This window comes from Methyloversatilis sp. (assembly GCF_965284615.1).
Lineage (GTDB): Bacteria > Pseudomonadota > Gammaproteobacteria > Burkholderiales > Rhodocyclaceae > Methyloversatilis.
Window position 1 is genome coordinate 2,924,591 of the sequence record NZ_OZ260098.1, and the last position, 23,281, is coordinate 2,947,871.

A 23,281-nucleotide genomic window follows, 5' to 3' on the forward strand; every position below is an offset into this window, starting at 1 on the left:
ACCGCCGCTGTCGGGGTCGGAAGACCCCTCCCACAGAAACCCGGCTCGGGCCTCGGCTTGGGAGTGCTTTCGTGGGAGCGACCTCTGGTCGCGATGCGCCCTCGGACGACCACGGGCTTCGATCACGGCCGCAATCGCGAGCAAACTCGCTCCCACGGTCTTCGGCACGGGACTGCGCAGCGAGGGCCGCTGAGGCAGGCGGCCTTGCTGCCGACAGGGCCTGAAACTGGCGCTACGCGCCGCCCACCGCCGCTGTCGGGGTCAGAAGACCCCTCCCACAGAAATCCGGCTCCGACCACAGGTCGGGCGCGATCTCTCCCACAGAACCCCAGCTACTGCCGCGGGTTGGGCGCTATCCCTGTGGAAGCGGCCTTGCCTGCAACGGCGCGGTCGCCTCGATCAGTCGCCCCGCGCCTTGCGGTCCCGTTCGCGCAGCCAGTTCAGTTTTTCGGCGATCTTGGCTTCCATGCCGCGGTCGGTCGGCTGGTACCACTGCACGTCCTTCATGCCGTCCGGCAGGTAGCGCTCGCCGGCCGCGTAGCCGCCCTCCTCGTCGTGCGCGTAGCGGTATTCGGCGCCGAAGCCCATATTCTTCATCAGCTTGGTCGGCGCGTTGCGCAGGTGCAGCGGTACCGGTCGCGAGCCGTCCTCACTCACGAAACGGCGCGCCGCGTTGTAGGCCATGTACACGGCATTCGACTTGGCGGCGCACGCAAGGAAGATGACGGCCTGCGCCAGCGCCAGCTCGCCCTCCGGTGATCCGAGGCGCTCGTAGGTCTGGCAGGCCTGCAGCGAAATCTCGAGCGCGCGCGGATCGGCGAGGCCGATGTCCTCGACCGCCATGCGCACGATGCGCCGGCCGAGGTAGAGCGGATCGGCGCCACCGTCGAGCATGCGCACGAACCAGTACAGCGCTGCGTCCGGGTTTGAGCCGCGCACCGACTTGTGCAGCGCCGATATCTGGTCGTAATAAGCGTCGCCGCCCTTGTCGAAGCGGCGCAGATTGCGCGACAAGGTGCTGTTGACGAAGGCCGCGGTGACCGGATCGACCTTGGCGGTGCGCGCGGCCGTGCCCAGCTGTTCGAGCAGATTCAGCAGCTTGCGGGCGTCGCCGTCGGCGAAACCGATCAGCCGCGTACGCGCGTCCTCGTCGAAGTTCAGGCCGCCGAGCGCGCTGTCGCGCGCACGTTCGAACAGCGTCACCATTTCGTCCTCGGTCAGGCTCTGCAGCACATAGACCGAAGCACGCGACAGCAGCGCCGAATTGACCTCGAAACTCGGGTTCTCGGTGGTGGCGCCGATGAAGGTGACGACACCCGATTCGACGTAGGGCAGGAAGGCGTCCTGCTGCGCCTTGTTGAAGCGATGCACTTCGTCGACGAAGAGGATGGTGCGCCGCCCGGTGTTGGCGGCCACCGTTTCGGCGCGCTGCATCGCCTCGCGGATGTCCTTGACGCCGGAGAACACGGCCGACAGCGCAGTGAATTCGGCGTCGAAGGCGTTGGCCATCAGCCGCGCCAGCGTGGTCTTGCCGACGCCCGGCGGCCCCCACAGGATCATCGAATGCGGGATGCCGGATTCGAAAGCGAGGCGCAACGGCTTGCCCGGGCCGAGCAGGTGCTGCTGGCCGATCACTTCATCCGGCGTTTTCGGGCGCAGCAGCTCGGCCAGCGGCGCGTTGGCCGACGCACGGGCCTCGGTCGCGGACGCGGCCCGCGCCGGAGGTGCCGGCTCGTCCGGCATGCCGAAAAGGTCAGTCACTGCGGATCACTCGCGGCCCGGCTTCACTTCTTCGCGTCGTCGCTGATGACGTCGGCACCGGCCGGCGGCGTGAAGCGGAACTGCGCCGGATCGATGGCCGGATTGCGCTCGAAGGAGGTGAAGCGCAGCTTCGTCGTCTGGCCGAAGCTGTCGCGCAGCACCATGCCGCGCAGCAGGCCGTCCTTGAAGCCGATGCGCACCGCTTCGAAACCGCCCTCGTTCGCCTTCGGCTTCGCGTTGACCCAGTCCAGGCCGTCCTCGCTGCCGCCCTCGCTGAGGTCGAAATTCTTTTCCAGTTCGTTGCGGCCGGCCAGCAGCGCGGCCGGCGTTGACGCCAGCGCGTCGCCCAGCGTCTTTACCGTCACCTGGTTCAGGTCGCGGTCATGCACCCACAGCTTTTCGCCGTCACCGACCAGCAGCTGGTAGTAGGGCTTGTCATAGGTCCAGCGGAACTTGCCCGGGCGCGAGAAGGCCATCGTGCCGCTGGCATTCTGCGGCTTGCGGCCGGACTTGGCGGTCACCTGCTGGTCGAAGGTGGCGCGGCCGGATTGCGTCGATTCGACGAAGGTGCGCAGCTGGTCGATCGCGCCGGCAAAGACGGACAGCGGCAGCGCCAGCGCGACGGCGGCGATGCCGCTGCGGATGCGTGAAATCATGGTCATTCCTCGCGGGCGGGTGCGAGCACTTCGCGCCCGCCGGTTGCGTTCATCGGGGACACCAGACCCGAACGTTCCATCTGTTCGATCAGTCGCGCCGCGCGGTTGTAGCCGATGCGCAGATGGCGCTGCACCAGCGAAATCGACGGCCGCCGGGTCTTCAGAACCACTTCGACCGCCTGGTCGTACAAAGGGTCCGACTCGCCGTCGGCGCCACCACCGCCCGCGCCGTCGAGCGACAGTTCGCCGCCCTCGTCGTCGCCGGTGCCGCTGAGGATGCCTTCGACGTAGTCCGGCGCGCCGGTGGTCTTCAGGTGCTCGACCACCTTGTGCACTTCGCCGTCGGCGACGAAGGCACCATGCACGCGCGTCGGCACGCCGGTGCCCGGCGCGAGGTAGAGCATGTCGCCCTGCCCCAGCAGCGCCTCGGCGCCCATCTGGTCGAGGATGGTGCGCGAGTCGATCTTGCTCGATACCTGGAAGGCGATGCGCGTCGGCACATTGGCCTTGATCAGGCCGGTGATCACGTTGACCGACGGCCGCTGCGTCGCCAGGATCAGGTGGATGCCGGCCGCGCGCGCCTTCTGCGCCAGCCGTGCGATCAGTTCCTCGATCTTCTTGCCGGCCACCATCATCAGGTCGGCCAGTTCGTCGATCACAACGACGATCATCGGCATCGTCAACAGCGGCTCCGGCGTTTCCGGCGTGATCGAGAACGGATTGGTCAGCGGCGTGCCGGCCTTTTCGGCGTCGGTGATCTTGCTGTTGTAGCCGGCGAGGTTGCGCACGCCCATCGCCGACATCAGCTTGTAGCGGCGGTCCATCTCGCCGACGCACCAGTTCAGCGCGTTGGCGGCGTGCCGCATGTCGGTCACCACCGGCGCCAGCAGATGGGGAATGCCTTCATAGACCGACAGCTCCAGCATCTTCGGGTTGACCATGATGAGCCGCACCTTGCTCGGATCGGCCTTGTACAGCAGCGACAGGATCATCGCGTTGATCGCCACCGATTTGCCGGAGCCGGTGGTACCCGCGACCAGCACGTGCGGCATGCGCGCAAGGTCGGCCACCATGGGCTGACCGCCGATGTCCTTGCCCAGCGCCATGGTCAGCGGGCTGGACATGTCGTGATAGACCGCAGAACCGAGGATTTCCGACAGCCGCACGATCTGCCGCCGGGTGTTCGGGATTTCCAGACCCATGCAGCTCTTGCCCGGAATCGTCTCGACCACGCGAATGCTCATGACCGACAGCGCGCGCGCCAGATCCTTCACCAGATTGACGATCTGGCTGCCCTTGACGCCGGTGGCCGGCTCGATTTCGTAGCGCGTGATGACCGGGCCAGGGTAGGCGGCCAGCACCTTCACCTCGACATTGAAGTCAGCCAGCTTGCGTTCGATCTGGCGCGAAATGAGTTCAAGCGATTCCGGGCTGGGCGGGTCGATGTCAGCCTTGGCTTCGTCGAGCAGCGCCAGCGGCGGCAGCGAACCCGGCAGGTCGGCGAACAGCGTCTGCTGCCGCTCCTTCTCGACGCGCTCCGACTTCTGCACTTCGACCTCGGGCACTTCGATGCGCACCGGTTCGCGCCGGCGCGTCGGCTTGCGTCGCTCGGCTTCGACCACCGCTTCGCGCTGTTCCGCCACCTGCTGGCCGACGCGACGGTCACGCCAGTGCGCCCAGGCATTCAGGCTGGCGAACCACGCCAGCTCAAGCGCCCGGCCGACCGTTTCGGCGGCACGCAGCCAGGTCACGCCGGTCATCGCGCTGAGGCCGACCCCCAGCGTCACCAGCAGCAACAGCGTGCCGCCGGTGAAACCGAAAGCGCCGGCGATCAGGCGCCCCAGTTCGATACCGACCATGCCGCCGGGTCCGACCGGCAACTCCGCACCCATGCTGTGAAAGCGGATGGCCTCGAGCGCGCAGCTCGCCATCAGCACCAGCAGGAAACCGCCGAGCGCGACGAACAGCGGTCGCCTGTCCTCGCGCCGGTCGGCGCTGCGCGACAGCCAGACGCAGCCGCCAACCAGCATGACGACCCACCACCAGGCCGACAGGCCGAACAGGAACAGCGCGAGGTCGGACAGCCAGGCGCCGAAGCGGCCGCCCGGATTGTGCAGTTGCTCGACCACCGAGGCGTGCGACCAGCCCGGATCGGCGCGGTCGTAACCGCCGAGCACCATGACGAGGTAGAGCGCGATCGCGGCCAGCACGAGCCAGCGTGCTTCGTGCAGCACGGCGGCGATGCGTTCGGGAAGGGGAAGTTGCTGAGCGTCTTTCGCCACGGGGAAACGGTGCGGTGCCGGGAAAAACAAAGCGGGATTATATAAGCGGATGACGATGTCAGCCGGCGCGCAGGCGGACGGCCTGCAAAAGCACACGGGCCGCATGTGCGGCCCGTGTGCTCAATCGTGTGCAGCCACCGGGGCCGCGGGAATCAGACGGTTTCGAGCCGCTCGCGCAGCAAGATCTTGCCATTGGTTTCCTCGATCAGGCCCTGCAGGTGCAGGTCCTTCATCACGCGTGACACCATTTCGCGCGACGCGCCGATCATCTTGGCGATGTCCTGCTTCGAAATCTTGCGGTTCACCACCTTCTCGCCATTCACGTCGTCCGCCATTTCGAGCAGCAGGCGAGCAACGCGGCCATACACGTCCATCAGCGCCAGGCTTTCGATCTTGCGGTCGGCGGTGCGCAGACGGGCCACCAGATTGCGCATGATGAACATCGACACTTCGAAGTTCTCCTGCAGCACGCGCTTGAAATCGCTCTTGGCGATCACGATGAGGTCGCTCGGCACCACGGTCACCACGGTGGCGGAACGCGGATTGTCGTCGAGCACCCCCATTTCGCCGAACAGTTCGCCCGGGCCCAGCATCGACAGGATGACCTCGCGGCCCTCCTCGTCGCTGACCAGCACTTTGAGACTGCCGGAAAGCACCAGATATACGAAATCCGTCTTGTCACCGGCACGCACGACGATCGAGCCGCGCGGCACACGCCGCATGTTCGCGACCTTGGCAACCGGTTCGAGGCTGCTGTCGGGCAGACCGCTGAACATCGAAAACGTCCGCAGAGCGGTAATTGAAACGGGGTGAGCCGTTACCATCAAAAGACCTCCTGATACGGGCATGCCGGACGGGGGGACAGGCTGCGCCGCTTTGAATGGATCGTCGCGCCTGTGGTCATTGCCGAAGTCGCACCGCTGCGACCACTCGGCCATTCTGAGCCACAAACACTGAAGCGGCCCTGATTATAGGTAGTTTTTCACGCAGGAAACAAACTGCCCCAATATCTGTCATGTGTATCGGACCTGGGTCACAGGAACTTGAGGCCGCGAGGCAGTCGCCAGACGGGTCGCTATAATCCTCCGCCACCCTCCACACCCAACAAAACGAACGGATTTCCGCCATGGCTGCACGTCACTCCCGTCTCCTCATCCTCGGCTCGGGGCCGGCCGGCTACACCGCCGCCGTCTACGCCGCCCGCGCCAACCTCAAGCCGGTGCTGATCACCGGTCTGGCCCAGGGCGGTCAGCTGATGACCACGACCGACGTCAACAACTGGCCGGCTGACGCCGAAGGGGTGCAGGGCCCGGACCTGATGGCCCGCTTCCAGCGCCATGCCGAGCGCTTCGAGACGGAAATGGTGTTCGACCACATCCACACCGCCCACCTGAAAGAAAAGCCGATCCGCCTGGTCGGCGACAACGGCGAATACACCTGCGACGCCCTCATCATCGCCACCGGTGCCAGCGCCAAATACCTCGGCCTGCCGTCGGAAGAAGCGTTCGCCGGCAAGGGCGTGTCGGCCTGCGCGACCTGCGACGGCTTCTTCTACCGCAACCAGGACGTGGCGGTGATCGGCGGCGGCAATACCGCGGTCGAGGAAGCACTGTATCTGGCGAACATTGCACGCCATGTGACGGTGGTGCACCGCCGCGACAAGTTCAAGTCGGAGAAGATCCTGCAGGACAAGCTGTTCGAGAAGGAAAAGCAGGGCAAGGTGACCATACGCTGGCACAGCACGCTGGACGAAGTGCTGGGCGACAAGACCGGCGTCACCGGCATGCGCATCAAGTTGACGCTGGACGGCAAGACCGAGGACGTCGCGCTCGCCGGCGTGTTCATCGCCATCGGCCACCAGCCGAATACGCAGCTGTTCGAAGGCCAGCTCGACATGGAAGGCGGCTACATCGTCACCCAGGCTGGCCGCAACGGCAATTTCACCGCGACCAGCATTCCGGGCGTGTTCGCCGCCGGCGACGTGCAGGACCACATCTACCGCCAGGCGGTCACCAGCGCCGGCACCGGCTGCATGGCGGCACTCGACGCCGAGCGCTATCTGGACAGTCTGGGCCTCGCCTGAACCCCGTGAGCGCGCGATTTCATGTCGTCGAAAAAGCGGCGCCACCCGAGGGCGCCGGTACTGCCCAGCGAAGAGGACATCGCGCTGTTCCGGCAGGCGGTGGTCGGCGTACAGCCGATCACCACTGACCGCGTACTGCTCGAAACGCCGCCGCCCCGCGCCTGGCCGCTGCAGCGCGAAGCGGACGACATGTCGGTGCTGGCCGAGTCGCTGCGCGGACCGCTGTCGATCGACCTGCGGCTGGAAGGCGGCGAGGAGCCCTCTTTCCTGCGCACCGGGCTGACGCGACAGGTGCTGCGCGACCTGCGGCGCGGTCGCTGGGTGTCGCAGGGGCAGATCGACCTTCACGGCGCCACGCGCGACGCGGCACACGACCTGGTGGTCGAGTTCCTGCACGACGCACACCGTCGCGGCATGCGCTGCGTGCGGGTGATCCACGGAAAAGGACTGGGGTCGCCCGGGCGGGAACCGGTGCTGAAAGGACTGGTGCTGGGCTGGTTGATGCACCGCCCGGAGGTGCTGGCCTTCTGTCAGGCCCGGCCGCACGAGGGTGGGGCCGGGGCGCTGATGGTGCTGCTGAAACCGGCCGCCCGCGACTGAGCGGCGGCCGGCCGACGCGGAATCAGATCGCCGCTTCGCCCGATTCACCGGTGCGGATGCGCACCACCTGCTCGACCGGCATCACGAAAATCTTGCCGTCGCCGATCTTGCCGGTACGCGCCGCCTTGATGATGGCCTCGACCGCCGGCTCGACCGTCTCGTCGGCGACGATGACCTCGATCTTGATCTTGGGCAGGAAATCGACGACGTACTCGGCGCCGCGATACAGCTCGGTATGGCCCTTCTGGCGGCCGAAACCCTTTACTTCAGTCACCGTCAGGCCGGTCACGCCGACTTCCGACAGGCCTTCGCGAACTTCGTCGAGCTTGAAAGGCTTGATGACTGCTTCGATCTTTTTCATGCGGGAGTCTCCTCGGTGAGGCCGCGAAGTATAAAGGCTTATGAGCCTGCCGTCGGCACCCCCTGAATCGGCGGGTCGCAGCTTCATTCGCAGATCCCTACCGCCGGGCGACCAATCGACCCGGGACATCTGCAGCACTCGGTGATAAAGGCAACACCGCGGCCGACAATGACGAATGCCTTTGCCAAGCCGACGGCATAATGCGCGCTGTCGCCTGCGCCAGAGTCCGCCATGTCCGCTCGCACCGCCCCGCACAGCACGCTGCGCACGAAGACCGTCGTCCTGATTTCAGTCGCCATGATGCTGTCGGGGTCCGCCAACGGAGGGTCCGGCCCACGCGCCGTGTTCGAGCGCGCCTCGTCCAGCGTGTACGAGTTGTATCTGCAGGACGAGAACGGCGTTGCCGAGGCCGTCGCCAGTGCGCTATCACTGGGCGGCGGTCGTTTCGTCACCCGCTGCGAAACCGGCTGGAACCCGCAACAGCACACCCTGCAACTGCGCAAGGACAGCACGGTCCTCGTTGCACGGCTGGAGTCGCGCGACGCGCAGAACGCACTGTGTGCGCTGGTCGCCGACGGGGCCCGCAAACTGCCGGCACCCAAGCTCGCCGGCCTGCCGTCGGCCGGGGACACCGTCTATGCCGTCAGTAACGGCCTCGGCCTTGGCACCGGCATTTCCGAGGGCGTCGTGTCGGCAATACGCGGCGCCAACAACGAACGGCGCATCCAGTTCACGGCAGCCATCTCACCGGGCTCTGAGGGTGGCGGCCTGTTCGACGCCAGCGGCGCGCTGATCGGCATGATCGAAACGTCCAGGCGCGAAGGCCAGAACATCAATTTCGCCATCGAGGCCCGCCAGCTTGCCGGCGTTGGCCAGCGCGCCGCCGTCATCGACGCGGCCGCCCAGGAACAGGCGCGCCTCGCCGCCGAGGCCGAGCGCCTCGTCGCGGAGCAGAAATGGAGCGAACTGCTGCAGCATGCCGATCGCTGGGCCAAGCGTCACCGCACGAGCGTGGACGCGCAGATCGCGCGGGCACAAGCCAACGAGGGCATGAACAGGATGCCGGCGGCCGAGGCCGCCTATCGCGCCGCACTCGCTCTGGACGACAGTCATCGCCAGGCGGCCTTCGGCCTGTGCCGCACCCTGATCGGGCAGCAGAAGACCGACGACGCGCTGACCGCTGCCCGGCGGCTGACCGCCGATTTCGGCGACGAGCTGGACGCATGGCTGATGCTGGCTTACGCGCAAAGGATGGCGAAACGCCTCGATGAAGCGGAAGCGTCCTACCGTCACGCTCAGCAGTTGTATCCGTGGTCGAGCGGCCCGCTTGAGGGCCTCGCCCACATTGCAGCGCTCCGCGGCGACACCGCTGCGTCGCTCGACTATCGCAGGCGAGCGCACCACCTCGCGCGGAACGACACGGGCGCAGTGATGCGACTCGCCGACGCATACCTGGCGGCCCGGAAGCCGGAACGGGCACTGGAGCTCATCCTCGGGCAAGGCCCGTCGGCGGAAACCGATGGCGACCTGCTGTATTTCCGCGGCCGCGCGCTGGCAGCGCTCGGGCGTCCGCAGGAATCGTCGCGGGTGCTCAGGCTCAGCCTTGAGCACAAGCCCCTTTCCCCCGCCTGGGTGTGGTCCGCGATCGGGGAGAACGCCTATGCCCAGCAGCGATGGACGGAGGCGATCGCCTCTTTCCGCAAGGCGATCGCGCTGTCGCCGGACGAACCCCTGTGGCGCTGGCGGCTCGGCCTGGCGCTGAAGGACTCCGCACATTTCGACGAGGCGATGGAAATCTTCAAGCGCTGGGCCAAGGACTTCCCCAAGGATCCGGACGGCTGGCGACAGATCGGATTCCTCCACGCCAGCACGAACCGGAATGCCGACGCGGTGAAGTCCCTGGAGCACGCCATCTCGATCGACCCGTCGCAGACCCAGGTCTGGCATGTGCTGGTCGAGGTCTACTACAAGCTCGATCGCTACGACGACGCCCGGCGGGCATACGGCCGGCTGCGCGAACTCGATCGCGAGCGCGCCGATCTCGCCTACCTCTGCTGCATCGTACCGCTGGAGATCACGCGATGATGCGCCGCGCCCTCTTCGTGCTGCTCGCCGCCCACGGCCTGCCCGCCTCGGCCGACACGCCACCGGCGGCATCGGTAAAAGCCGCGCTGTCCGGCGTGGTGACCGTCCGTGCCATCGACATCGAGGACCGTATCGCCGGCGAAGGCAGCGGCGTGGTGATCGCAGGCGCGACCGTCATCACCAATTGCCATGTCATCCGCTACGCGAAATCGATCTCGGTCAATGACGGCACGAAGACACACAGCGCCCGCTGGACCCTCGGCGACGTCGAGCGCGATCTGTGCCGGCTCGAGGTCGACACCCTCGACGCGCCCGCGGTCACGCAGCGGGCGGGTGCCACGCTCGCTATCGGCGATCGGGTGCATGCGATCGGCAACCCGCTCGGCCTGGGTGTCTCGGTCAGCAGTGGCCTGGTATCCAATCTGCTGACGGGCGACAGCGCCCCGATCATCGTCGTGTCGGCGTCGCTGTCGCCGGGCTCAAGCGGCGGCGGCCTGTTCGACGACCAGGGCCGGCTGGTCGGCATCACCACTGGCACCATGGTGGCGGGACAGAACACGAATATCGCGCTGCCATCCGAATGGATCACCGATCTTGCCCGGACCGGCACGCCTCCGCCGCCGCCCTTCGTCGTGCCCGAGGCGGAACCGCGCTGGGCGGAAGAGGCAGAGCGGCTGCGCGATTCACGCGACATGGCGGCGCTGGCCGAATGGGCGAGCCGCTGGATCGACGCCCTGCCCGATGCGTCCGAGGCCTGGCGTCTGCGCGGACTGGCGAGGATGAACCTCGGCCGCTACGACGAAGCCGAGCGCGACCAGCTGCGCGCGCTCGAACTGCACGAGCGCAACGCCGCCGCCTGGGTCGAACTGGGCGATGTCCGGTTCGCCGGCAAACGCCCGGCGGAGGCATCCGCCGCCCTCGCCCGTGCGCGCGAGATCCTGCCCTTCTCCGGCTACCCTCATCGGGTCGAGGGCCGATGGCGGATGCAGCAGGGAGACGCGCAAGCTGCCAACGCGCTCGCCCAGCAGGCGGTCAAGCGCAACCCGAATGACGACGATGCCTGGGCGCTGCTGGCCGAGTCGCACGACGCGCTCGGCCAGCCTGCCGAAGCCGCCCGCGCCTGGCGCATCGCCCTGCGGCACCGGCCCGGAGAGGTGTCGTGGTCGGCCGCACTGGCGCGTTCGCTGAAGGCGGCCGGACAGACCGAACAGGCACGCGCGGTGCTCTCGACCGCAAGTTCCGGCAGCGAAAACGTGGCGACGCTGATCGCGCTCGCGCACGAGTCGCTGGCGCAGAGCCGTTATACCGAGGCCGAGCAGGCGCTGCGCAAGGCACTCGCCATTGCCCCCGCCTCCAACGATGCCGCGGCGCCGCTCGGCGCTCTCCTGATGGACAGCGGGCGTACCGAAGAGGGGCGGACGATGATTGACGCGGTGCTGGCGCGCGATCCGGATCATCGCGAAGCGCAGTTGAGCCTCGCCCGGCATCTGGCGAACACCGGAGACCGCGCGGGGGCCGCGAAACTGCGTCAGCGGGTCGTTGCGCGTCACCCCGATGACGTGGCGGCCCTGCGCGAACTGAATCAGGTGCAGAGCCAGCTCGGCGACTGGCCCGGCGCACTTGCCAGTGCCCGCAGTCTGGCCCGTCTGCCCGGCGCCACCGCGCCAGACCAGATCGCGTTGAGCGAGGCAGCGCTGCGTGCCGGGCTGGTGGACGAATCGCGCACTGCACTGACGCGCGCCGAGGCGGCCGCGCCTGACAGTCTTGAAGTGCTGCTCGCCCGCTGCGCGCAATACGGTCGCGAACAGGATCACGCGCGCTCCCTCGACTACGCGACCCGCGCGACCCAGCGCCATCCCACCGCCGGCCCGGCCTGGAGCAGCAAAGGCTATGTGCTGATTCTGCTGGGCCGCCCGGCGGAGGCGGTGGAAGCACTCGAAGTCGCGGTGCGGCTCGATCCTCAGACCGTTAATGGCTGGATCAATCTGGGCCACGCGCTGATGCTGAAGCGGGAGGTCGGCCGCGCGATCGAAGTGCTGGAGCGTGCCGAGCAACTGGCGCCCGAGTCGCCCGACGGCCAGTTCTTCCTCGGTCAGGCCTACGGACAGAACAGGCAGTTCGCCAAGGGCATCGCGGTGCTGGACCGCCTGACGGCGCGCTACCCCGGCTTCCTGAACGCCTGGCACGTGAAAGCACTGGTACACGCCAACGCGCGCGACGCCGCCGGCCTGCGCAGCAGCTACCTCGGTTTGCGCCAGCAGAACGTCGCCGCAGCACAGTCACTGCGTAACGACATCCTGACGAAGATGCCGGATTTCGCGGCGGCGGTGAGCGATCCCTGAGACTCCACTCTGCGGGTCCGCGGACCGCGTCGCCGCGCCCGCGATCGCCTCAGTGCTCGTCCCGATACCGATTCGTAATCGGATACCGCCAGTCCTTCCCGAACCCCCGCTCGGTCACCCGCACCCCGGGCGGCGCCTGGCGGCGCTTGTACTCGTTCCGCTTCAGCAGCCCGATCACCCGCTGCACGTCGTTCCCGGCGAAGCCGGCGGCGATGATTTCGCGCGGTGACTGGTCGCGCTCCATATACGCCTGGATGATGGCGTCGAGGATTTCGTAGGCCGGCAGGCTGTCCTGGTCGGTCTGGTTCGGGCGCAGTTCGGCCGAGGGGGCGCGGGTCAGGATGTTGTCGGGGATGTCGTGGCGCTGGCTGTTGCGCCAGGCGCACAGACGGTAGACGAAGGTTTTATAGATGTCCTTGATCACCGCGAAGCCGCCGGCGAGGTCGCCGTAGAGCGTCGAATAGCCGACCGCCATTTCGCTCTTGTTGCCGGTGGTGAGCACGATGGCGCCGGTCTTGTTGGACAGGGCCATCAGCATGATCATGCGGGCGCGGGCCTGCACGTTCTCTTCGGTGGTGTCGGCGGCAACGTCGCCGAACAGCGGTTTCAGCATCTGCTCGAAGGTGGTCATTGCGGGGGCGATCGACACTTCGTCGTAGCGCACGCCGAGATTGCGCACCAGTTCGCGCGAGTCATCGAGGCTCATCTGCGCCGTGTAGGGCGACGGCATCATCACTGCGCGCACGTTCTCGGCACCGATGGCGTTGACGGCGATGCACAGCGTCAGCGCCGAATCGACACCACCTGACAGGCCGATCAGCGCCGACCGGAAGCCGTTCTTGCCGAGATAGTCGCGGACGCCGAGCACCAGCGCTTCGTAACAGTCCTGCTCGACCGTGGTGGTCGGCGGCAACGGCTGGGCGACGATGTCGCCGGCGCTGAATTCAACGGTGGCGAAATGTTCGCGGCAGTGCGGTGCGCGCCACGCCAGACGACCACGACGGTCGAGCGCGAACGAGGCGCCGTCGAACACCAGTTCGTCCTGACCGCCGACCAGATTGCAGTAGACGACCGGCACGCCGGTGGCGAGCACGCGTTCGGCCACCACCTGTTCGCGGGTGACCGGCTTGTTCAGGTGATAGGGCGAGGCGTTGAGCACGGCCAGCAGTTGCGCGCCGGCGCCCGCGGCGGCCTCGGCCGCACCAGCCTCCCACACGTCTGCGCAGATGTTCACGCCCACCTGCACGCCCTTGACGTCGATCACCAGCGGCTGCGTGCCGGCGTCGAAGTAGCGTTCCTCGTCGAACACTTCGTAGTTCGGCAGGCGCATCTTGAAATAGGTGGCCTCGACCCGGCCGCCGCGGATCAGGCTGGCGGCGTTGTACCGGCACTCGCCACTCGCGTGCGGGTGCCCCACCAGCACGGCCAGATCACGCGGCGCCTCCGCAGCGATGCGGGCCAGCGCGTGCGCGCAGGCGCGGTGAAAGTCCGGGCGCAGCAGGAGGTCTTCCGGCGGGTAGCCGCACAGTGCCAGCTCCGGCGTCAGCAGCAGGTCCGCGCCTTGCTCGACCGCGCGGCGCGCGGCGTCGAGGATGAGCGTGGCGTTATGATCGAGATCGCCGACCACGCAGTTGAGTTGCGCAACGGCGATGCGAAGGGTGCTCATCGCCTCACTCCATGCGCAGGAAGTGTTCGCGGTAGAACTTCAGTTCGTCTATCGATTCGTAGATGTCGGCCAGCGCCTCGTGCCGCTGCGCCTTCTTGAACTGCGCGGCCAGTTGCGGCCGCCAGCGCTTGCACAGTTCCTTCAGCGTTGACACGTCGAGATTGCGGTAGTGGAACCAGGCTTCGAGCGTCGGCATGTGACGGGCGAGGAAGCGGCGGTCCTGGCAGATCGAGTTGCCGCAGATCGGGCTGGTGCGCTCGGGTACGTACTGGCTCAGGAAGGCGATCATCTGCGCGGCCGCCTCGTTCTCGTCCAGCGTCGAGGCGCGCACGCGCTCGGTCAGGCCGGACTTGCCGTGGGTGGCGGTGTTCCAGCTGTCCATGCCGCCGAGTACTTCGTCGGACTGGTGCACCACCAGCACCGGGCCCTCGGCGATCACTTCGAGATTGGCGTCGGTGACCACGCAGGCCAGTTCGATCACGCGGTCGTTGTCCGGATCCAGACCGGTCATTTCCATGTCCAGCCAGACGAGATGTGTGGGGTCCTGTGCCATAATCGAGAAAATTTCCAAGCGGGATTAATGCGTTCGTCCGAACGCGGATCGGCCCGATTTTGTCACACTCGCGTGACCTGGACTGAGTCTAAATTGACTCTGATCCTGACCGGAACCGCATCCACCCGAGGCAACCCACCATGCTCACCGAAATCTTCGTCGCCGCTCTCGTGCTGACCACCGGCGTGCGCCTGTGGCTGGCCACCCGTCACCGCGCCCACGTCGCCGCCCACCGCAGCGAAGTGCCGCTCGCCTTCCGCGAAGCGATTCCGCTCGAAGCCCATCAGAAGGCGGCCGACTACACGGTCGCGCGCGCCAGCCTCGGTCGTGCCGACGTCGTCATCGGCGCGCTGTGGCTGCTGGTGCTGACACTCGGCGGCGGCCTGCAGTGGATGTTCGATCTGGCCGGCAGCCTCGCCGGTGACGGCATGGTGTGTGACCTGGTGTTCATCGGCATCGTCGCCTTCGCTTCGTCGCTGATCGACCTGCCGGTGCTCATGTGGCGCACCTTCGTGATCGAACAGCGCTTCGGCTTCAACAAGATGACGCTGGGCATGTTCTTCGGCGACCAGATCAAGCACGGCCTGATCGGTGCCGCCATCGGCGCACCGGCGGTCGCCGCGGTGCTGTGGATCATGGACAGCCTGGGTGCCGCCTGGTGGGTGTACGCCTGGGCCTTCTGGCTCACTTTCAGCCTCGCCATGATGGTGCTCTACCCGACCTTCATCGCACCGCTGTTCAACAAGTTCGAGCCGATGCCGGCAGGCGAGCTGCGCAGCCGCATCGAAGCGCTGCTCGAGCGCTGCGGCTTCCGCTCCGACGGCCTGTTCGTGATGGACGGCTCGCGTCGCTCGGCGCACGGCAACGCCTACTTCACCGGCTTCGGCAAGGGCAAGCGCATCGTGTTCTTCGACACCCTGCTCAACCGCCTCGGCGGCGACGAGATCGAAGCGGTGCTGGCACACGAACTGGGCCACTACAAGCACCACCACATCTGGAAGCGCGTCGGCTGGATCGCCGCCGGCAGCCTCGCCTTCTTCGCCCTGCTCGGCTGGCTGGTCAACGCGCCGTGGTTCTTCGAACAGCTTGGCGTGTCGTCGCAGGGCGATGCGATGGCGCTGACGCTGTTTGCGCTGGTGATCCCGGTGTTCAGCTTCCCGCTGTCGCCCATCCTGTCGCTGATGTCGCGCAAGCACGAGTTCGAGGCCGACGCCTACGCCGTGGCGCAGACCCGCGCCGACTGGCTGGTCACGGCGCTGGTCAAGCTGTACCGCGACAACGCCTCGACGCTGACGCCGGACCCGCTGTATTCGCAGTTCTACGATTCCCACCCGCCGGCCGCGCTGCGCGTGGCGCGGCTGCAATCCACCTGACGATGACCGCACAAGAACTCGCACAACAACACTGCACGCCGCAAAAGGGCGCTCACCGCCGCATCGAGGGCGAGGCGCTCGCCGCGGCCCTGAAGGACCTGCGCGGCTGGATCGAAACCGACAAGCACATCGCCAAGGACTTCCAGTTCACCGACTACGCGCAGACTGTCGCCTTCGTGAACCAGGTGGCCGCGCTGGCAGCCGCCGAAGACCATCACCCGGACATCATGTTCGGCGCCAACCGCGTACGCGTGGTGTTCACCACGCACAGCGTGCGCGGCGTGTCCCTCAACGACCTGATCTGCGCCGCCCGCATCGAGGCGATGCGCGACGCCGCCTGACGGTTTGAAAAAAACGCTGCAGCCGGCCGCCCGCATCGTGTCGGCCCACGGCCGGCACTACGTCGCGCGGCTGGAGGACGGCCGCGAAGTGCAGGCCTTCCCGCGCGGCAAGAAGTCGGACATCGCCTGCGGCGACCGCGTGCTGCTCGACATCCAGGGCGAAGACCAGGCGCGCATCGCCGAAGTGCTGCCGCGCACCAGCCTGCTCTACCGCAAGGACATGTGGAAGCAGAAAATGGTGGCCGCCAATGTCAACCTGGTCGCCATCGTCGTCGCCACCGAGCCGTCGTTCAGTCCGGAACTGATCTCGCGCATCCTCGTGGCCTGCGAAGCGCAGCAGCTGCAGACGCTGATCGTGCTGAACAAGTGCGACCTCACCGCCTCGCTCGACGCCGCCCGCGCCGCACTCGCACCGTTCCGCGCGCTGGGTTACGAGGTGCTCGAAATGAGCGCGGTCGAGGGTGCGGACGCACTGCGCCCCTTCCTGCGCGACCACACCAGCGTATTCACCGGCCAGTCCGGCATGGGCAAGTCGACACTGGTCAATGCGCTGGTCCCGGAGGCGCGCGCCGCGACGCGCGAGGTGTCGCAGGCACTCGATTCGGGCAAGCACACCACCACCTACGCCAAGCTTTATGCGCTCGACGGCGGCGGCGCGCTGATCGACAGTCCGGGCCTGCAGGAATTCGGCCTCGCCCAGCTCGACGTGAACGACCTCGAACAGGCCTTCCCGGATTTCCGTCCGCATCTGGGCAAATGCCGCTTCCGCGACTGCGCGCACGACAGCGAACCGGGCTGCGGTCTGCGCGATCACGTAGCGCCTGACCGGTTGGCGCTGTACCACCTGCTGCGCCACGAAATCACCACGGCATCCGCCCCGCAGTACTGAGCAGCGCCTGCGCGCATGCGCAAGGCCCCGTCGGGGTCAGAAGACCCCTCCCACAGAAACCCAGGCCCGGGCTCCGGTCATGGATCGGGCGCACTACCCTGTAGGAGCGGTCTTCTGACCGCGACGCGGCCGATGCAGTCCGCTGGCTTCGATCAAGGTAGCAGTCGGGGTCAGAGGCCCCCTCCCACAGAGGCCAGGCCCAGGCTCCGGTCGCGGATCGGGCGCATACCCTGTAGGAGGGGTCTTCTGACCCCGACACGGCCGATGCAGTCCGCTGGCTTCGGTCAAGGCCGCTGTCGGGGTCAGAAGACCCCTCCCACAGAAACCCGGGCCGGGGCTTTGGCGGCGAACCGGACGCGCTCACTGCAGCATGAAGGTCTCGTACTCCAGCCGCCCCAGCTTCCGGTCCAGCGCCCATAGCCCGAGCATCAGCGTCAGCAGCACCGACAGCGCATAGCCATAGCCGTAGAAGCTGGCGCCGAGCTGGAAGGACAGCGCGGTAAAGGCGATATTCGACAGGCAGAAGAAGCCGCACAGCGCGAGGATGATGCGGCGCTGGTCGAGGTAGAAGAACACGTTGAGCAAGGCCAGCAGACCGACCTGCAGGCTGGCCGCCAGGGTCTGGATGTAGAGCAGCGGCAGGTTCAGTTCCGAAATCTCGAGCACGGCAAACACGGCCGGGCCGGCGACGATGGCACCCAGCATGGCCAGCGTCTGGATCTTGCCGATTTCGGCCAGCCCCTGGCGGATCGAATACACCATCTCGTCGCGCATGTCCTCGATGTATTCGAGCGAACCACCCGTGCGCACCGCGTCGAAGAAGCGGTCGTAGTACTCGACGAAATCGGTTTCGATGCGCACCAGGAACACCGCCATGCCGGGAATGATGGACAGGTAGGCCATGAACACCGGCAGGTCGTAGATGACCGATGCACGCAGCGGACCGATGATGGCGTCCGACGTTTCCGGCCAGCTCCAGAACATGAACTTGTCCACCCAGACGCCGAGGTTGTACAGCAGGCCGATCAGCATCAGCGACGGATAGCGCGTCTCGCGGCGGGCGAATTCGTAGGAAATCGTCATCCGCGAGCGGTAGTGCCAGGCGGTAATCATCCACATGCCGACGAACAGCACGAAGTGCCCGAGCACGAATCCGCCCAGCAGGCCTTCGAGCCCCCACGGCCGCGCCGCCAATGCTGACAGCACGGTGACCGCGTAGCCCAGCGCGTACAGCAGCAGGATGGCGCGGTACATCTTGAGGCCGGACAGGAAGATGGTGGCCACCCAGATGCCGCACAACAGCACGAAGCCGGCCAGCATCAGCAGCCGGTAGGACACCGACAGGCCGGCGAACAGCGTGAACGCGAGCAGCAGGCCCACCACTCCGGCGACGGCCAGCACCCACAGCAGCAGGCCGTTGAAGTTGGACATGACCAGATCGTCGCGCTTCTCGAACAACCGATCCGATATGAAACGTGTGAAGGCGAGCTGGACCAGACCGGTCAGGATGAGCGAGGTCGAGATCAGATAGGTGACCGACACCTGGAACTGGGTGATCAGGAATTCCGGCACCACCACCGCGCGCGACAGCAGACCCACCATCAGGATGCCGACGATGGACAGCACCCACGGTCCGGAGCCGATCACGCCGGCGTAGCTGTAGGCCTGCACCAGCCCGAGCAGACTGTCTTTCTTCAGCAGCTTGCGCAGTTCGAAACCGATGCCGGCCATCAGCGCGCTCCGTGTCCGAAGGGGCAGCCGCCGGCACCGCGTGTGTCGCGCGCCAGCGCTTCGGCATAGACCGCGCGGTAGCGGTCGAACATCAGCGCGTCGCTGTAGTAGCGCTCGACGCGCGCGATGCCGGCCTGCTGCGCCGCCTGCCAGGCGGCGCCGTCGTTCAGCAGTTCGAGCGCGGCGTCGGCCAGCGCCTGCGGGTCGGCGATGCCGACCACGCGACCGGCCGCACCGAGCGCCTCATCCTCCTCACCCAGGCCGTACATCAGCTGGCGGCAGGAGCCGACGTCGGTTGACACCGCCGGCACGCCGGCCGCATAGCCTTCGAGCAGCACCAGCGGCAGCGCCTCGGAAATCGACGACAGCACGACCAGACCGATTTTCGGCATCAGCTCGTCAATCTTCTGCATGCCAAGAAAGCGCACGTTGTCGGACAGGCCGAGGCTGTCGACCAGGTTGCGGCACTCCTCGGCGTAGGCAGGATCCTCGTCGGCCGGACCGGCGATCCAGCCCTGCGCCTCGGGCATGCGATTGACCACGCGGCGCATCGCGCGCACGAAGGTCTTGATGTCCTTGATCGGCACCACGCGACCGATCAGACACAGCACCGGCGGCACGACGTCCGGCCGTTGCGCGCGCAGCGGCGCCAGCCGCTGTATCGCCACCCCGTTCGGAATGTTGCGCGTACGGGCGGCGTCCGCGCCGTCGGCCACCTGGCGCAGCCGGTTGGTTTCGTAAAGCGCGATGATGGGGTCGGCGGCGGCGTAGGTGATGCGTCCCAGCCACTCGAAAAAACGTATCCACAGCTGGCGGAAGTAGCTCAGCTCCGACGCGTCCTTCTGGAACACGTTGCGGTTGTCGCGTATCCACTCGTTCTGGTAGAGGTCGATCTTGCGTTCCTTGGTGTAGATGCCGTGCTCCGACAGCACCAGCGGACGCCCGGTCAACTGCGCCAGCATGGCGCCGAGAAAGCCTGCATAGCCGGTTGACACGCTGTGATAGACCTTGGCCGGCACCAGCGTGTGCGCGATGCGGGCGAGCTGCCACAGCGGCTGGTGCATGATGCGCACCGTCCAGAAGTAATCGACGAAACTCGGGTCGCTGCAGTACTTGCGGTAGCGGTCGGTGACGATGTCCCACGACGCTTCGCTGCGCAGAAAGGCCTCCAGATCGATGCGCCCGCCCGGCCGGATGTCGCGGCAGGCTTCAGCGAACAGCGCGTTGACGTCGGCACCGCCATGGCGGAAGGACTCATGCAGCGCCGCCATCCGCTCGAAAGCCTGCGCATCGCCGGCCATGCCGGACTTGCGGTCGTGCGCACTGGCGCCGCCGCCGAGATCGTCGTGCAGGTAGTGCGCTTCCAGGTGCACGACATTGTCCGGCAGCGCATAGCGCATGTCGCCGTAGTCGCTGCGACGGCTGCCGATGAACACGACGGCGAAGCGCAGCTCGGGATAGGCGCGGATGATCTGGTTCACCCAGCTCGACACCCCGCCCGCCACATAGGGGAAGGTGCCCTCAAGCAGCAGCGCCACATCGACGCCCTGCTCCGCCCGGCGGATCACCTCACTCACTGAACGCCTCCGTCACTGCCGCAAGAAGGAAGGCTGCGGTCGAACCGATCGATCAGTGTTGCACTCATGCCTGCCCCCAGAATTTCAGCACCGGCTGCAGCCGCGACAGCCCTTCCCAGTCCTGCATCGTCTGCAACAGCGCGCGCACCTGCGTGAAGTCGCGGCGGGCGAACGCCAGTTCGGCCAGATAGGGCACGACGCGCGAGGCCGGCAGGCCCAGTTCGCGCGCGCGCCGGTAGGCCGCGTCGGCCTCCTCCAGCCGGCCCATCTGCTGCAGCAACCGACCGTGCTGCAGATGCAGCGCCGGGTCGTTTCCGTGCGTCTGCAGCGCGGTTTCGCTATAGCGCAGCGCCTCGCCAACCGCGTAGTCGAGCAGGTCGCCCTGCACCAGCCCCTGATAGATGAGCTCCCAGTAAAGCGCCGCCAGCTGATGCGCGACACGGCTGCGCTGTTCGGCGTCGCGGCTTGCCGCGTAACGCTGACGGGCTTCGTGGATGTCGGCGTTGAGCCGCTTCTCGCGACTGTCGAGCAGGCCGTAGGCGAGCAGGCGGAGGTCGTCTTCGGAATCACCGAGCAGTTCGCGCAGCACCGGCGAACCGATGCGCGACGGCGCGTGCGACAGCGCTACCATGGCGCGCAGACGCTGTGGCACCGGCGCGCGTTCGTTCTTCAGGAACTGGCGCACGCCGGCCTGACGGAAGCCGGCCGCCGACTTCTCGCTGCTTTCGTGGATGTCCAGATCGGGCAGCCGCACGGCCGAGAAGCGCTGCGGCGCCTTCAGCCGCGGCAGCAGGTGGCGCATCAGTGCGCCCGCCAGCACGCCAACGAAACCGAGTACCGGCACGAAGAAGATGCAGCTGAACAGCAGCGACAGCACGCTGGTGCGCGGCTTCGAGCGGGCCGGCGGAATCAGCGCGTACACCGCCAGCGCCAGCATCAGGCTGGCCGGTGCGTGTGCCGCCAGGTAGGCGGACAGCGCGAGGTCCGGTGCGTCGATGCTGCCCAGGCCATAGAAGGCGGTCAGCTCGGCGAGCAGCGCGGCGAAGGCGAGCTGGCTACTGCCCATGCCGCACCTTCAGCACCGAGGTCAGCAAGGCGACCGGTTCGACCTGATCGAGCATGCTGATGCGGCTGCCGACGCCGCTGTCGTCCAGCCCGCTGCCGCGGTGCTGGCGCAACCAGTTGTCGATACGCGCCAGATAGCCTTCGACCGCGGCGCTGCCGGCCAGCGGCATCAGCGTCAGCAGACGCGGGCGGTCACCGCCGTTGACCTTCCACACCACATCGAGCGAACGCTGGATGCGGGCGATCTGCTGCACCAGTTCGCGCCCCTCCTCGCCCGCCGGGAATTCCAGCGTGACCAGTGCGCTGGCGACGCCGGACTCGACGCGGACGCGCCACATGCGTGCCATTTCGAAGGCGAAGTCGAGCGGGCAGTCGGCGAAGCGCGCACGCAGCGGGGCCGCCAGCGCGCTCGCCGACAGGCCGTCGGCGTAGTAGCCAAGCAGCAGGTTCAGCATCTGCAGCGTTTCTTCGTGCAGCGCGAAGAAGGGCATGCGATCGACCACCAGCAGCGCCCGCATCGCGCCACTCATGTCGCTCAGCGGTGCCACCACCAGATAGCGCGAACCGCCCTCGGCGCGCTCGTCGTCGAGCGCCACGTGCGCCAGCCCGCGACGCTCCAGAGCGAAGCCGATCAGCGGATCGCCGGCATTGATGTCGAACGGCGCGCCAAGATAGGTCGGCGCGCCGCCATCGGGGCGGCCGTCGGCATCGACCGGCAGCAGCGCCGCGCGTTCGATCTGGCAGTACTGCGCCACCAGGCGCAGCAGGTCCGGCGCGCCCGGCAGCGCATCACCGGCCGAGCCGGGTGCCGAGGCCAGTGCGCGCAGACTTACCAGCGCGTCGCGCATCGACACCGGACGCGAAATCAGATCCTGCTCCAGCCGGTCGTGCGACAGGCGCAGCAGATAGTGCTGGTGTGTCAGGTATTCCAGCCGCTGTTCGAGATAGGCCTGCACGCTCTCGGCACGGCGCACGCGATTACGCCACAGCGACGAGAACTCGCCGCAGATCATCACCGTGATGAGCCAGCCGAGGAAATACAGCTTGGGCAGTTCGCCCAGCGCCACGCCCAGTTCGCCGAACACGAACCACGCGGCGAACACGATGGCGCTGGCGGTCAGGCCCGGGATCGGCCCGTAGCGCAGCGCCACCAGCACCGGTCCCAGCCACACCCAGGCGAACTGCGCCCGCAGGAAGAAGGGGTCGAGCGGATTGAGCCAGAAGGCGAGCAGCAGCGCGAGCAGCGGCGTGGCCAGCGTCTCGGCCACGGCCGCCGCACCGGCACCGGACGCGGTCGGCGTGAAGCGCGCCATCAGGCGCCGCAGCAACGGCTCTTCGGTGCGCCGGATGACCGGCTTCTCGCCGGGCGAGCGTTCGTTCATTTCAGCGCCGGCACCAGCAGCGACTTGATCAGTTCCTGCGCCACCGCGGCCAGCGATTCGCGGCTCCAGCCGCTCTTGCCGCCGACGCCGCTCCACAGCACGCGACCGCTCTCCAGTTCGACGATCTGCAGCGCGATGCCGACGGCCGGCTCGCCATCGACACCGACCTTGTAGCGCCACTCATCCACCGTACCGGTGACGGCGTAGCGCGCCCCCTGGGCCTTCGCCCATTCGATCGCCTTGGCGTCGTCCTTCGCCTGCCCGGTCTCGAACAGGTTGTCGCGCTGCAGATCGGACGGATAGCGCTGCACGTTGGCGACGCCGAGGGCACGCAGCAGGTTCTCGGTCACCGCTTCGGCGCGCTGGCCGGCGAACGGCGTTTCGGTGGCGTTGGCGAAGGGCAGCAGTACCCAGGCCGCCGACTTGTCGGCGCCGGACGGCGCCGAGTGGTCGATGACGGCGCAGCCGGCGAGCAGAGCCAGCGCGGCAGTGAGACCGGCGATGAAGGTGATCAGGCGTTTCATGCGAACTCTC

Annotated in this window: 20 protein-coding genes; 7 read left to right on the top strand and 13 right to left on the bottom strand. The window is 67.2% G+C overall.

Annotated elements, in window-relative coordinates:
• Window positions 1-399 precede the first annotated feature (399 nt).
• The 4 genes from ACQ66H_RS13930 to ACQ66H_RS13945 all read right to left on the bottom strand — a co-directional run bounded on the left by ACQ66H_RS13930 (window position 400) and on the right by ACQ66H_RS13945 (window position 5,475).
• Complete coding sequence (locus ACQ66H_RS13930) at window positions 400-1,743, bottom strand: replication-associated recombination protein A (protein ID WP_430435640.1); 1,344 nt, start codon at window positions 1,741-1,743, stop codon at window positions 400-402.
• Window positions 1,744-1,784: 41 nt separating this feature from the next.
• Window positions 1,785-2,423 (bottom strand): outer membrane lipoprotein chaperone LolA, encoded by a 639-nt coding sequence (gene lolA / locus ACQ66H_RS13935; RefSeq protein ID WP_430434517.1) that lies wholly within the window; start codon window positions 2,421-2,423, stop codon window positions 1,785-1,787.
• The gene (locus ACQ66H_RS13940) at window positions 2,420-4,651 is read right to left on the bottom strand and encodes a DNA translocase FtsK (RefSeq protein ID WP_430435641.1); all 2,232 of its coding nucleotides are present in this window, start codon (window positions 4,649-4,651) and stop codon (window positions 2,420-2,422) included. The genes lolA and ACQ66H_RS13940 overlap by 4 nt, the downstream gene beginning before the upstream one ends.
• A gap of 200 nt (window positions 4,652-4,851) precedes the next feature.
• Window positions 4,852-5,475, bottom strand: coding sequence for a Crp/Fnr family transcriptional regulator (locus tag ACQ66H_RS13945; RefSeq protein ID WP_019917642.1), 624 nt, complete (start codon window positions 5,473-5,475; stop codon window positions 4,852-4,854).
• A gap of 350 nt (window positions 5,476-5,825) precedes the next feature.
• Between ACQ66H_RS13945 and trxB the strand changes: the two genes are divergently transcribed.
• Both trxB and ACQ66H_RS13955 read left to right on the top strand, forming a co-directional pair.
• Window positions 5,826-6,782 carry a thioredoxin-disulfide reductase gene (gene trxB / locus ACQ66H_RS13950; RefSeq protein WP_430434518.1) on the top strand — a complete coding sequence of 319 codons (957 nt, stop codon included), beginning with the start codon at window positions 5,826-5,828 and terminating at the stop codon, window positions 6,780-6,782.
• Window positions 6,783-6,803: 21 nt separating this feature from the next.
• The gene (locus ACQ66H_RS13955) at window positions 6,804-7,382 is read left to right on the top strand and encodes a Smr/MutS family protein (RefSeq protein WP_020165190.1); all 579 of its coding nucleotides are present in this window, start codon (window positions 6,804-6,806) and stop codon (window positions 7,380-7,382) included.
• A gap of 22 nt (window positions 7,383-7,404) precedes the next feature.
• On the opposite strand, the gene ACQ66H_RS13960 is transcribed toward ACQ66H_RS13955, so the two are convergent.
• Window positions 7,405-7,743, bottom strand: a complete 339-nt coding sequence (locus tag ACQ66H_RS13960; protein WP_019917638.1) for a P-II family nitrogen regulator — start codon at window positions 7,741-7,743, stop codon at window positions 7,405-7,407.
• Between the two features lie 83 nt (window positions 7,744-7,826).
• Window positions 7,827-8,042 carry a hypothetical protein gene (locus ACQ66H_RS13965; RefSeq protein ID WP_430434519.1) on the bottom strand — a complete coding sequence of 72 codons (216 nt, stop codon included), beginning with the start codon at window positions 8,040-8,042 and terminating at the stop codon, window positions 7,827-7,829.
• A 43-nt stretch (window positions 8,043-8,085) separates the two neighbouring features.
• Between ACQ66H_RS13965 and ACQ66H_RS13970 the strand changes: the two genes are divergently transcribed.
• Complete coding sequence (locus ACQ66H_RS13970; RefSeq protein WP_430434520.1) at window positions 8,086-9,828, top strand: tetratricopeptide repeat protein; 1,743 nt, start codon at window positions 8,086-8,088, stop codon at window positions 9,826-9,828.
• Window positions 9,825-12,170 carry a tetratricopeptide repeat protein gene (locus ACQ66H_RS13975; protein ID WP_430434521.1) on the top strand — a complete coding sequence of 782 codons (2,346 nt, stop codon included), beginning with the start codon at window positions 9,825-9,827 and terminating at the stop codon, window positions 12,168-12,170. The genes ACQ66H_RS13970 and ACQ66H_RS13975 overlap by 4 nt, the downstream gene beginning before the upstream one ends.
• A gap of 49 nt (window positions 12,171-12,219) precedes the next feature.
• Here ACQ66H_RS13975 and ACQ66H_RS13980 read toward each other — a convergent pair whose 3' ends face one another.
• Entirely contained in the window at window positions 12,220-13,836 is a 1,617-nt protein-coding gene (locus ACQ66H_RS13980; RefSeq protein ID WP_430434522.1) for an NAD+ synthase, read from the bottom strand.
• Window positions 13,837-13,840: 4 nt separating this feature from the next.
• On the bottom strand, window positions 13,841-14,389 hold the full coding sequence (gene orn, locus ACQ66H_RS13985) for an oligoribonuclease (protein WP_019917634.1): 549 nt from the start codon (window positions 14,387-14,389) through the stop codon (window positions 13,841-13,843).
• Window positions 14,390-14,529: 140 nt separating this feature from the next.
• Between orn and ACQ66H_RS13990 the strand changes: the two genes are divergently transcribed.
• The 3 genes from ACQ66H_RS13990 to rsgA are packed head-to-tail and all read left to right on the top strand — an operon-like array spanning window position 14,530 to window position 16,992.
• Window positions 14,530-15,762, top strand: a complete 1,233-nt coding sequence (locus ACQ66H_RS13990; RefSeq protein ID WP_430434523.1) for a M48 family metallopeptidase — start codon at window positions 14,530-14,532, stop codon at window positions 15,760-15,762.
• Window positions 15,763-15,764: 2 nt separating this feature from the next.
• The gene (locus ACQ66H_RS13995) at window positions 15,765-16,103 is read left to right on the top strand and encodes a 4a-hydroxytetrahydrobiopterin dehydratase (RefSeq protein WP_304002723.1); all 339 of its coding nucleotides are present in this window, start codon (window positions 15,765-15,767) and stop codon (window positions 16,101-16,103) included.
• 4 nt (window positions 16,104-16,107) lie between these two features.
• On the top strand, window positions 16,108-16,992 hold the full coding sequence (gene rsgA / locus ACQ66H_RS14000; protein WP_430434524.1) for a ribosome small subunit-dependent GTPase A: 885 nt from the start codon (window positions 16,108-16,110) through the stop codon (window positions 16,990-16,992).
• Between the two features lie 360 nt (window positions 16,993-17,352).
• On the opposite strand, the gene pelG is transcribed toward rsgA, so the two are convergent.
• The 5 genes from pelG to ACQ66H_RS14025 all read right to left on the bottom strand — a co-directional run bounded on the left by pelG (window position 17,353) and on the right by ACQ66H_RS14025 (window position 23,271).
• Window positions 17,353-18,723, bottom strand: coding sequence for an exopolysaccharide Pel transporter PelG (gene pelG / locus ACQ66H_RS14005; RefSeq protein ID WP_019917630.1), 1,371 nt, complete (start codon window positions 18,721-18,723; stop codon window positions 17,353-17,355).
• On the bottom strand, window positions 18,723-20,300 hold the full coding sequence (gene pelF / locus ACQ66H_RS14010) for a GT4 family glycosyltransferase PelF (RefSeq protein WP_430434525.1): 1,578 nt from the start codon (window positions 20,298-20,300) through the stop codon (window positions 18,723-18,725). The genes pelG and pelF overlap by 1 nt, the downstream gene beginning before the upstream one ends.
• Window positions 20,301-20,364: 64 nt before the next feature.
• Window positions 20,365-21,366 carry a hypothetical protein gene (locus ACQ66H_RS14015; RefSeq protein WP_430434526.1) on the bottom strand — a complete coding sequence of 334 codons (1,002 nt, stop codon included), beginning with the start codon at window positions 21,364-21,366 and terminating at the stop codon, window positions 20,365-20,367.
• Entirely contained in the window at window positions 21,356-22,747 is a 1,392-nt protein-coding gene (locus ACQ66H_RS14020; protein ID WP_430434527.1) for a PelD GGDEF domain-containing protein, read from the bottom strand. The genes ACQ66H_RS14015 and ACQ66H_RS14020 overlap by 11 nt, the downstream gene beginning before the upstream one ends.
• Window positions 22,744-23,271: a penicillin-binding protein activator LpoB gene (locus ACQ66H_RS14025; RefSeq protein WP_430434528.1), complete on the bottom strand. Its 528-nt coding sequence runs from the start codon at window positions 23,269-23,271 to the stop codon at window positions 22,744-22,746. Before ACQ66H_RS14025 ends, ACQ66H_RS14020 begins: the two co-directional genes overlap by 4 nt.
• Window positions 23,272-23,281: the final 10 nt, after the last annotated feature.